This is a genomic window from Streptomyces sp. NPDC029292, assembly GCF_055569295.1.
Map to the genome: position 1 here is coordinate 845048 of NZ_JBVHXR010000001.1, position 11085 is coordinate 856132.

The window sequence follows — 11085 nt, forward strand, 5'->3', positions numbered from 1 at the left end:
GAGAGCGGTGCTGGTGGTGGTCCTGGCCCTGATGGCGGCCGGGCTGCTGCCGACGCCCGCGCCCGCGGCGCACCACCGGGTGCCGCTCCTCGCGTACTACTACCAGTGGTTCCAGCGGTCCTCCTGGCAGCGGGCGAAGACCGACTACCCGCGCCTGGGGCGGTATTCGAGCGACGACGCCACCGTGATCCGTACGCATATCGCATGGGCGCGGGCGGCCGGAATCGACGGTTTCGTGGTCAGCTGGAAGTCCAGTGCCGTCAACAACCGTCGACTGGAACTGCTGTTGACCGAGGCCCGGGCGCAGGACTTCAAGGTGGCGGTGATCTACCAGGGCCTCGACTTCCACCGCCGTCCGCTGGCGGCCGCTCGCGTCGCCGCCGACTTCCGGCTGCTGCACGACCGTTACGCGCGGGACTCGGCCTTCTTCCGCCTCGACGGCAAGCCGCTGACCGTGTTCAGCGGCACCTGGGAGTACCCGACCGCGGACATCGCGCGGATCACCGGCCCGGTGCGGTCCCGGATGATCGTCCTCAACACCGAGAAAAATCCGGAGGGTTGCCGCAGGCTGGCGCGGGTCACCGACGGGGACGCGTACTACTGGTCGTCGGTGAACCCCGACACCAATGACCGTCACCAGACGAAGCTGCGTGCCATGGCCGAGGCCGTACATCAGGCGGGTGGCTACTGGATGGCGCCGTTCGCGCCCGGTTTCGACGCGCGGAAGGTGGGCGGCAGCAGATCGGTGCCGCGCGACGGGGGCCGGACGCTGCGCACGGAGTACGCGGCCGCCGTGGCCTCGGGCCCGGATGTGCTTGGGTTGATCAGCTGGAACGAGTTCAGCGAGAACTCGCATGTGGAGCCCTCTGTGGAGCACGGCACGCAGGCTCTCGACGTGCTGCGTGGACTGCGCGGTGTGTCCGCCTCCGCCTCGCCCACGGTTCCGTCCGCGCTTCCGGGATCCGCCCGGCATCAACCACCCGGCTACTGGCCGGGGTTGCTGCGAATCGCCGGTTGCGTCGCGTTGCTGGTGTGCGCGGTGGCGGGTCTTGCCCGGCTGCGGGGCGTCAGATCGAGAAAGGAGAGAAGAACATGAGCTTGGCTTTAAGAGGTTCGCCGACCAGGAAGTACAGAGGTTCGCTCACCACGAAGACACGCCGCGCCGTGCTCGCCCTCGCACTGGGGGTGGGCGCGGCGCTGTCGTTCGCGGCTCCGGCGCACGCCGATCTCCCCGGAGCGGACCCGCAGTTGACCAGGGCGCCGTATCTCTCGGACGCCACAACGACCTCGGTCCAGGTGAACTGGGCGACCACGACCCAGAGCGGGGGATCGGTCCGCTACGGGCCACTGGGCAACTGCGCGGCACAGACGGCGACTTCGGCAAGCCTGGGCAGTCCGATCACCGTCGGCTCCACCCGCGAGTACGCCAACTCGGTGACACTGACGGGCCTGAGCGCGAGCACCGGCTTCTGCTATCGCGTCTACACCGCCTCCGGCACCGACCTGCTCGGCACGCTGGCCACGCCGAACTTCACCACGCCCGACTCCGCGTCCTCGACCGCGCCCTTCACCTTCGCGGTGCTCGGCGACACCGGTGAGACGACGAACAGCGGGGTCGACGACGGCTCGGTGAACGTGAACCAGGCGAACGTGATGAGCCTGATCGGTTCGAGCGGCGCGCGGTTCGTCCTGCAGACCGGGGACAACACGCATCCGGGCACTTCGCAGACGCAGTACGGCGACCTCAACCAGACGGACCCGAACGTGAGTTCATGGTTCGGCCCGTCCTACTGGGCGCAGCCCGGCATGCGCGTCCCGCTCCTCGGTACGGTCGGCAACCACAGCATGACGGCCACCTATCTGTCGGTGTGGAAGCAGTCCGCGCTGACGTCCGCCTCCGGCGGCGTCTTCTCGATGGTCGACTACCCGTCGTACCTCGGCTCGACCGCGATCAGCTATCCGACGACGTACTACGCCTTCACGACCGGCGGCGTCCGCTTCTACGTCCTTGACACGGCGTGGGGGAACTCCAACACCGGTACCGCGACGGGCGGTTCCTGCGGTGCGCACTGCGCGATCTACGAGCAGGACGCGCACGCCCACTGGCAGAACGGGTCCGCCGAGTACGAGTGGCTGAAGGCCGATCTCGCGGCGCATCCGACCGGGCCTAAGTTCGCGTTCTTCCACTTCCCGCTGCGCTCCGACAGCGCGAGTGAGCCGAGCGACACCTTCCTCACGGACGTCGAGCAGACCCTGCTGAACGGCGGCGTCGATCTCGTCTTCAACGGCCACTCGCACCTCTACCAGCGCAACAGCGCCGGCGCGGGCCGGATCGTCTCGTACGTCACCGGGGGCGGCGGCGCGGATGTGCACTCCGTGGGCGAGAACGGCTGCTCGGCGACGGACGCGTACGGCATCGGCTGGTCCTACAGCCGTAACCGCGGCTCGGCCTGCGGCGCCGCGACCGCACCGACCGACGACGCGCAGGTCTACCACTTCCTGAAGGTGACGGTGGACGGCACGTCGGTGACGGTCGCGCCGACGAACTCGCTGGGGCAGACCTTCGACGTGCAGACCTACACCGTCACTGGGTGACAGGCCGGTCCACCGCGAGGAGTTGCAGGGATCGTACGAGCACGGCCGCCGCTTCCTCGTCCAGCGGGGCGAGGAAGCGGCGCTCCATGTCGCGGCACGCCCGCTCGGCGCGGCGCAGGCGAGGACATCCGCCGCGTATGGCGGGAGGCTGACACCCTCCCCGAGATCCAGGACGCCTGGCTCTGGGGCCACCTGCTGCCCCTGCGAGGCCCCAAGGACGGCACCACATACGAGAGTTGGACCCTGCTCGGAGCCCTGGCGGCCCAGACCGAGCGGCTGCGGCTCGGGGTGCCGGTCACCGGCAACCGGATCCGCCCGCCCGCCGTCCTCGGAAAGATCGCCACGACCGTGGACGTAGCCACGACCGTGGACGTCGCCTCCGGCGGGCGGCTCGTGCTGGGCATCGGCGTCGGGGGCACGCATCAACCGTCCGGTGCGGGCGGGGTCGCCGGTGAGAACCCGGCGGTCGCGGAGTACGAGGCGTACGGGCTGACGCTCGTCCCGCCCGCCGAGGGGATCGCGCGGCTCGCGGAGAGCGCCGACATCCTCCGGCGGATGTGGACGGAGCACGTCTTCGACCACGAGGGGCGCCACTACCGGCTCCTGGGCACGCGGAACGAGCCCAAGCCGGTGCAGCGGCCCGGCCCCCCGCTGCTGGAACCCGGCTGCTGAGGCTGGTCGCCGAACAGGCCGACATCTGGAACATCCCCGGGCCGCCGCACAACCGCGTCGAGTTCATCGCCGATCGGGCGCGGGTGCTGGAGGCGCACTGCGCCGACATCGGCCGCCGTCCACGGGAGATCACCCGCTCCGTACAGACCGTGGTCTCCCGACGATCCCGGCGCCACCCGCGCGACGGTCGCCGAACTCGTGGGCATCGGTGTGAACCATGTCGTCCTCGGCCTGTCGGCGCCTGTCCGCCGGGCGTCGCGCGACGGGTGGTGGACGAGATCATCGAGCCGGGCGGCGGGCGGCGCCCCGACACGGACGCCGCCCGCCCTCACCTCAGGGGCTGTGACTCCACCCCACGAGCTGAGACTCCACCTCCCGCATGCGGCACAGCCTCACGGCATGAGGTGGTAGTCCGGGAAGTTGCCCGGCAGCCGCTCCCCCGCCGGTCCCTGGGTCACCGCGCGCACGAGCAACTCCCCGCCGACGAACGCACCGCGCCACGACGCGCCGAAGCCGCCGAAGAGCTCGTCGCGGTCGCCGCGCGAGCGTGGCTTTCCGTGGCCGACCTTGAAGGCGCGGATCTGCGGGGCGAGGCGGTTGTACGTCGCCTCGTCGTCGGTGGACAGCGTGGCGACGAGCGCGCCGTTCGAGGCGTTCATCGCCGCGAGCAGCTCGGCCTCGGTGTCGACCAGGACGATGGTGTCGACCGGGCCGAAGGGCTCCGCGTGGTGCAGCGGCGAGGACGGCGGCGGGTTGAGGATCGTGACGGGCTGGACGTACGCAGAGGTGTCCTGGCCGGGCAGGAAGCGCGCGTCGGACAGCTTGCCGCGGTGCAGCGGGACGGCACCGCGGTCGATGGCCTCCGCGACCTGGTCGTGCAGCTCCTTCGCCTTGGCCGCGTTGATCACCGGACCGAAGTCCAGCACGGGGTACGGGTCGTCGGGCCGCTCGACCGCGAGCGGGTGGCCGACCCTGAGGGTGCGGACGGCCGGCAGATAGGCGGCGAGGAACTCGTCGAACAGCTCGCGCTGGACGACGAAGCGCGGGTAGGCGGTGCAGCGCTGCTTGCCGTAGTCGAAGAGCTTGGGGATGACCGCCGTCAGCGCGTCCCAGTCCGTGTAGTTCCAGATGCCCCAGGTGTTGAGTCCCTCCTGTTCGAGCACATGCCGCTTGCCGAGGTCGGCGACGGCGGTGGCGACGGCAGCGCCCGTGTCCCGGCCGCCGACGAAGGAGACGCAGCCGATCTCGGGCGCGCGCACGAGCGCCTCGGACAGCTCACCTCCGCTGCCACTGACGAGGGTGACGGGAATCCCTTCGCGCGCGGCAAGCGCACTGGCCAGGGTGAGACAGGCGACGCCGCCGTCGGTCGGGGTCTTGGCGATGACCGCGTTCCCTGCCAATGCCTGTACCAGCATTGCGTGAACGAGCACGCTCATCGGGTAGTTCCAGCTTGCGATGTTGGACACGGGTCCGTCGAGCGGAGTCCGGCCTTCCACCATGGGCTCGATGCCGTCGACGTACCAGCGGACGCCGTCGATCGCCCGGTCCACGTCGGCCTGCGCGAGCCTCCACGGCTTGCCGATCTCCCAGACGAGGAGCAGGGCGAGCAGTTCGCGATGCTCGGTGAGCGCGTCGAGGGTCGCCGCCACGCGGGCGCGGCGTTCCGCCGGCGGAACGTGGCGCCAGGCACGGTGCTGGTCCAGCGAGGCGCGAACGGCCCGCTGGGCCGTGGCGCCGTCCAGGCGCGGCGGGCCCGCGATGGGGCTGCCGTCGACGGGGCTGGTGGCGGGCAGGGCCCGGCCGTCGGCCTGCCAGGCGGAGTTCCAGAGGTTGAGGACGCGGTCGTCGCGGAACGCCTCGGGGGCGACGGTGAGGCAGCGCTGCCAGGCGTCGGCCCAGGACGTGCCGGACTTCACGGTGAGGGTGGTGGGGTTGAGGGTGGTTGCCATTCGGTGTCTCCGCTCTCGGTGCACAGTCGGGGGCGGGGGGCCCGGCTCCTGCAGGACGCACGGGCCCGCGCGAGCGCTGGTCGCGTCGCGTACGTAAGGGGAACGTAGTGAGGTCGCGTTGTTTCCGGCAGTCACCTGACGTCAACTATGAGTGACGTCACGCTCTGCTTCCAGGCGGGCCAGAACCAGCCGCGCCGTCTCGGTCGGGGTGCCGCCCACGCACACTCCGACCGCCTCCAGGGCCTTCTTCTTCGCCTGGGCGGTGCCCGAGGAACCGGACACGATGGCGCCCGCGTGCCCCATGGTCTTGCCCTCGGGCGCGGTGAATCCGGCGATGTAGCCGACGACGGGCTTGGTGACGTGGTCGCGGATGTACGCGGCCGCCCGTTCCTCGGCGTCGCCGCCGATCTCCCCGATGAGAACGATCAGTTCGGTGTCGGGGTCGTCCTGGAAGGCCGCCAGGCAGTCGATGTGGGTGGTGCCCACGACGGGGTCTCCGCCGATGCCCACGCAGGTCGAGAAGCCGATGTCCCTCAGTTCGTACATGAGTTGGTAGGTGAGGGTGCCGGACTTGGAGACCAGGCCGATGCGCCCGGGCTTGGTGATGTCGGCGGGGATGATGCCCGCGTTCGACTGTCCTGGGGTGATCAGGCCGGGGCAGTTGGGGCCGATGACGCGCGTGCCCTTCTGTTCGGCGTACGCGTGGAAGGCGACGGAGTCGTGGACCGGGATGCCCTCCGTGATGACGACGGCGAGTCCGATTCCGGAGTCGGCGGCCTCCACGACGGCCGCCTTGGCGAAGGCCGGGGGCACGAAGACGACGCTCACATCGGCTCCGGTCGCCGCCATGCCCTCGCGCACCGAGCCGAAGACGGGCACCGCACGGTCGTCGAAGTCGACGCTCCGTCCCGCCTTGCGCGGGTTGACGCCGCCGACGACGTCGGTGCCGGCCGCGAGCATGCGCCGGGTGTGCTTCATGCCCTCGCCGCCGGTCATGCCCTGGACGAGGACCTTGGACTCCTTGGTGAGAAAGATGGCCATGTCCCGCTCCTTCAGCTGGTGTTGGCGAGTTCGGCGGCATGGCGTGCGGCGCCGTCCATGGTGGTCGCCTGCCGCACCAAGGGGTGCGCGCGGTCGTCGAGGATCGCGCGGCCCCGTACGGCGTTGTTGCCGTCCAGGCGGACCACCAGGGGTTTGGTCAGCCGCACGCTGTCCAGGGCCTGCACGATGCCGTCGGCGACGGCGTCGCAGGCCGTGATCCCGCCGAAGACGTTGACGAAGACGGACTTGACGTCCGGGTCGGAGAGGATGACGGACAGGCCGTCGGCCATGATCTGTGCGGAGGCTCCGCCGCCGATGTCGAGGAAGTTGGCGGGCCGGGCGCCGCAGCCGGCGACCACGTCGAGGGTCGACATGACCAGGCCCGCGCCGTTGCCGATGACACCGACCTCGCCGTCCAGCTTGACGTAGTTGAGGCCCTTGGCCGCGGCCGCCGCCTCCAGCGGGTCGTCGTGCTCAGTGTCCTCATCGCCCCAACGCGCCTGCCGGAAGCGGGCGTTGTCGTCCAGGGTGACCTTGCCGTCCAGCGCCAGGATCTGCCCCTGCTTCGTACGGACGAGGGGATTCACCTCGACGAGAACGGCGTCCTCGCGAGTGAGTACCTGCCAGAGGCGTACGAGGACGTCGACGGTCTGCGGTGGCAGTCCGGCGGCCTCCGCGATCTCGGCCGCCTTGGCCGAGGTGACGCCGCGCGCCGGGTCGACGGGGACGCGCGCCACCGCCTCCGGCCGGGTCGCGGCCACCTCCTCGATCTCCATGCCTCCCTCGGCGGAGGCGATGGCGAGGAAGCGTCCGGCGGCGCGATCGAGGACGTAGGAGACGTAGAACTCGCTCTCGATGTCCACGGGTTGGGCCAGCATCACCTTGCGGACGGTGTGGCCCTTGATGTCCATGCCGAGGATCTTGCGCGCGGTGAGCTCGGCGGCGGCCGGGTCCGCGGCGAACTTCACACCGCCTGCCTTGCCGCGCCCACCCGTCTTCACCTGGGCCTTCACGACGACGCGGCCGCCGAGCCTGCGGGCGATCTCCCGCGCCTCGTCGGGCGAGTCGGTGACCTCGGCGCGCGGCACCACGATGCCGTGTTCTGCGAAGAGTCCCCGCGCCTGGTGCTCGTACAGGTCCATCATTCGGCTCCTGTCTTAAAAGTGCTGCACGCCCCCTGGACATCACCCATCGGATGCGGGATAACAATCTTCATACAGTATCCGTCGACTGTATGCAATGTGCCAAGCGTGACCCCCGGTCGCCGAGACCGGGGTGTTCGAAGCAACGGACATGTGAGGTGACCTGTGACGACCAAGGCTCTCGAAGGCATCCGCGTCCTCGACATGACGCACGTCCAGTCCGGTCCCTCGGCGACCCAACTACTGGCGTGGCTGGGAGCGGACGTGGTCAAGCTGGAGGCGCCGACCGGTGACATCACGCGCAAGCAGCTGCGTGACCTCCCGGACGTCGACTCCCTCTACTTCACGATGCTCAACAGCAACAAGCGGAGCATCACCCTCAACACCAAGTCCGAGCGCGGCAAGGAGATCCTCACCGAGCTGATCCGCCGCTCGGACGTCATGGTCGAGAACTTCGGGCCGGGTGCCATCGACCGCATGGGGTTCACCTGGGACCGCATCCGGGAGATCAATCCTCGTATCGTGTATGCCTCCATCAAGGGGTTCGGGGACGGGCCCTACACCAACTTCAAGGCGTACGAGGTCGTCGCGCAGGCCATGGGCGGGTCCATGGCGACCACCGGCTTCGAGGACGGGCCGCCGCTGGCCACCGGGGCGCAGATCGGTGACTCGGGCACGGGCATCCACGCCGTGGCGGGGATACTCGCGGCGCTGTTCCAGCGCGAGAACACCGGCCGCGGGCAGCGGGTCAACGTGGCCATGCAGCATGCCGTGCTCAACCTCTGCCGGGTGAAGCTGCGCGATCAGCAGCGACTGGCCCATGGTCCGCTCGCCGAATATCCCAACGAGGACTTCAGCGACGAGGTTCCCCGCTCCGGCAATGCCTCCGGCGGCGGGCAGCCCGGCTGGGCCGTGCGCTGCGCGCCCGGCGGACCCAATGACTACGTGTACGTCATCGTCCAGCCCATCGGCTGGAAACCGATCAGCGAGCTCATCGGTCGGCCCGAACTCGCCGAGGACCCGGACTGGGCCACCCCCGAGGCCCGCCTCCCCAAGCTGACCAAGATGTTCCAGCTCATCGAGGAATGGACGTCCGCGCTTCCCAAGTGGCAGGTCCTGGAGGCCCTCAACGCCCACAACATCCCGTGCGGGCCCATTCTCTCCACCAAGGAGATCATCGAGGACACCTCCCTCGCCGCCAACGAGATCGTCGTCGAGGTCGATCACCCCGAACGCGGCAGGTACGTCACCGTCGGCAACCCCCTCAAACTCTCCGACTCCCCCGCCGACATCACCAGCTCACCCCTCCTCGGCGAACACAACGAGGAGATCTACATCGGCGAACTCGGCCTCGGGGACGAGGAACTGCGCCTGCTCAAGTCGAGCGGGGTGATCTGACATGGTGACCGAGGACCGGGCGCTCCGGGTGCGGCATCTCCTCGACGCCGTGCGGGCCGAGGGACGGACCGCGCTGACGGCGCCCGAGGGCAAGGTGCTCGCCGACGCGTACGGGATCGCGGTCCCCGGCGAGGAACTGGCGAGGGACGCGGACGAGGCGGTGGCCTGCGCGGCGCGCTTCGGCGGACCTGTGGTGATGAAGATCGTCTCCCCGGACATCCTGCACAAGACCGACGCGGGCGGCGTGATCGTCGACGTCGACGGGGCGGCGGACGTACGGGCCGCCTTCCGCGAGATCGTCGAGAACGCGCGGGCGTACGATGCACGGGCCCACATCGAGGGCGTACAGATCCAGGAACTGCTGCCGCAGGGGCAGGAGGTCATCGTCGGGGCGGTGACCGACCCGACGTTCGGGAAAGTCGTGGCCTTCGGGCTCGGCGGTGTGCTCGTCGAGGTGCTCAAGGACATCACGTTCCGGCTCGCGCCCGTGGACCCCGACGAGGCGCTGTCGATGCTGGACTCGATCCGCGCGGCGGAGATCCTGCGCGGAGTGCGCGGTGCGCCTCCGGTGGACCGGGGGGCGATCGCCGAGCAGATCCGCCGGGTCTCCGAACTCGTCGCGGACTTCCCGGACATCGCCGAGGTGGACCTCAACCCGGTGATCGCCACCCCGAAGGGCGCGGTCGCGGCGGACATCCGTGTGATCCTCGCCGAGAGCGCTCCCGCCGAACGTCGCACCTACACCCGCGCGGAGATCCTGACCTCCATGCGCCGGCTGATGGAGCCCTCGTCGATCGCCGTGATCGGCGCCTCCAACGAGCCCGGCAAGATCGGCAATGCGGTGCTGCGCAACCTCATCGACGGCGGCTTCTCCGGCGAGATCCATCCGGTGAACCCCAAGGCCGACGACATTCTGGGCCGCAAGGCCTACAGGAGTGTCACCGACATTCCCGGTGAGGTGGACGTGGCGGTCTTCGCCGTGCCCGCCCCGGCCGTGGCCGCGGCCCTGGAGGAAGTGGGCCGCAAGCACATACCCAACGCCGTCCTGATCCCCTCCGGGTTCGCGGAGACCGGCGAACACGCGCTCCAGGACGAGCTCGTGGCCATCGGCGAGCGGTACGGCATCCGGCTCCTCGGCCCGAACATCTACGGCTACTACTCGACGTGGCAGGACCTGTGCGCCACGTTCTGCACGCCGTACGACGTGAAGGGCGGCGTCGCGCTCACCTCGCAATCCGGTGGCATAGGGATGGCCATTCTGGGTTTCGCGCGTACTACGAAGACAGGTGTCTCGGCGATCGTCGGGCTCGGCAACAAGTCGGACCTGGACGAGGACGACCTGCTCACCTGGTTCGGCGAGGACCCGCGCACAGAGTGCATCGCGATGCACCTGGAGGACCTGAAGGACGGCCGCGCGTTCGTGGAGGCGGCGCGGGCGACGGTCCCGAAGAAGCCGGTCGTGGTCCTGAAGGCCGGTCGTACGGCGGCCGGGGCGAGGGCCGCCGGTTCGCACACGGGCGCGCTCGCGGGCGACGACGCCGTGTACGACGACATCCTGAGGCAGGCGGGGGTGATCAGGGCCCCCGGGCTGAACGACATGCTGGAGTACGCGCGCGCGTTGCCGGTGCTTCCCACCCCCCAGGGCGACAACGTCGTGATCATCACCGGCGCGGGCGGCAGCGGCGTACTGCTGTCCGACGCGGTGACCGACAACGGTCTGTCCCTGATGGAGATCCCGCCGGACCTGGACACCTCCTTCAGGGAGTTCATTCCGCCCTTCGGGGCCGCCGGCAACCCGGTGGACATCACGGGCGGGGAGCCGCCGTCCACGTACGAGGCGACGATCCGGCTGGGCCTTTCGGACCCGCGCATCCACGCGCTGGTCCTCGGCTACTGGCACACCATCGTGACCCCTCCCATGGTCTTCGCCGAGCTCACCGCGCGCGTGGTGGCCGAGTTCCGCGAGCGCGGTGTCGCGAAGCCCGTGGTGGCCTCGCTCGCCGGCGACGTCGAGGTCGAGGAGGCCTGCCAGTACCTCTACGAGCGAGGGGTCGTGGCCTACCCGTACACGACCGAGAAGCCGGTGGCCGTGCTCGGCGCGAAGTATCGCTGGGCCCGTGCGGCGGGGCTGTTGGGGGGCGGGTCATGACGTGAGTGTGCGCGGGGGGGGGGGGGGGGGGGGGGGGGGGGGGGGACAGAGAACACGCGCGCACACAACACACCAAGCCCAGGGGAAGAATCCACCACCCATCCCCCACGACGACACGGGTCCCCCCCACCCCACCCAC

Annotated in this window: 8 protein-coding genes; 5 read left to right on the plus strand and 3 right to left on the minus strand. The window is 69.9% G+C overall.

Annotation, left to right across the window (positions count from 1 at the left end; genetic code table 11):
* Positions 1–7: 7 nt before the first annotated feature.
* The 3 genes from ACZ4WS_RS03860 (at position 8) to ACZ4WS_RS03870 (ending at position 3267) form a co-directional block, all read left to right on the plus strand.
* Positions 8–1096, plus strand: a complete 1089-nt coding sequence (locus ACZ4WS_RS03860; RefSeq protein WP_467976801.1) for an endo-1,3-alpha-glucanase family glycosylhydrolase — start codon at positions 8–10, stop codon at positions 1094–1096.
* Positions 1093–2595: a metallophosphoesterase family protein gene (locus tag ACZ4WS_RS03865; RefSeq protein ID WP_467976803.1), complete on the plus strand. Its 1503-nt coding sequence runs from the start codon at positions 1093–1095 to the stop codon at positions 2593–2595. Before ACZ4WS_RS03860 ends, ACZ4WS_RS03865 begins: the two co-directional genes overlap by 4 nt.
* Before the next feature lie 255 nt (positions 2596–2850).
* Entirely contained in the window at positions 2851–3267 is a 417-nt protein-coding gene (locus ACZ4WS_RS03870) for an LLM class flavin-dependent oxidoreductase (RefSeq protein ID WP_467977178.1), read from the plus strand.
* Positions 3268–3659: 392 nt separating this feature from the next.
* On the opposite strand, the gene ACZ4WS_RS03875 is transcribed toward ACZ4WS_RS03870, so the two are convergent.
* From ACZ4WS_RS03875 to sucC, 3 genes are all read right to left on the minus strand, one after another.
* Positions 3660–5216 (minus strand): aldehyde dehydrogenase family protein, encoded by a 1557-nt coding sequence (locus ACZ4WS_RS03875; protein WP_467976804.1) that lies wholly within the window; start codon positions 5214–5216, stop codon positions 3660–3662.
* A 141-nt stretch (positions 5217–5357) separates the two neighbouring features.
* Positions 5358–6257 (minus strand): succinate--CoA ligase subunit alpha, encoded by a 900-nt coding sequence (gene sucD, locus ACZ4WS_RS03880; RefSeq protein ID WP_467976806.1) that lies wholly within the window; start codon positions 6255–6257, stop codon positions 5358–5360.
* 11 nt (positions 6258–6268) lie between these two features.
* Positions 6269–7399, minus strand: a complete 1131-nt coding sequence (gene sucC / locus ACZ4WS_RS03885) for an ADP-forming succinate--CoA ligase subunit beta (RefSeq protein WP_467977180.1) — start codon at positions 7397–7399, stop codon at positions 6269–6271.
* A 165-nt stretch (positions 7400–7564) separates the two neighbouring features.
* Here sucC and frc point away from each other — a divergent pair, with 165 nt between their 5' ends.
* Positions 7565–8797: a formyl-CoA transferase gene (gene frc, locus ACZ4WS_RS03890; protein WP_467976808.1), complete on the plus strand. Its 1233-nt coding sequence runs from the start codon at positions 7565–7567 to the stop codon at positions 8795–8797.
* A 1-nt stretch (position 8798) separates the two neighbouring features.
* Positions 8799–10946: an acetate--CoA ligase family protein gene (locus ACZ4WS_RS03895; protein WP_467976810.1), complete on the plus strand. Its 2148-nt coding sequence runs from the start codon at positions 8799–8801 to the stop codon at positions 10944–10946.
* Positions 10947–11085: the final 139 nt, after the last annotated feature.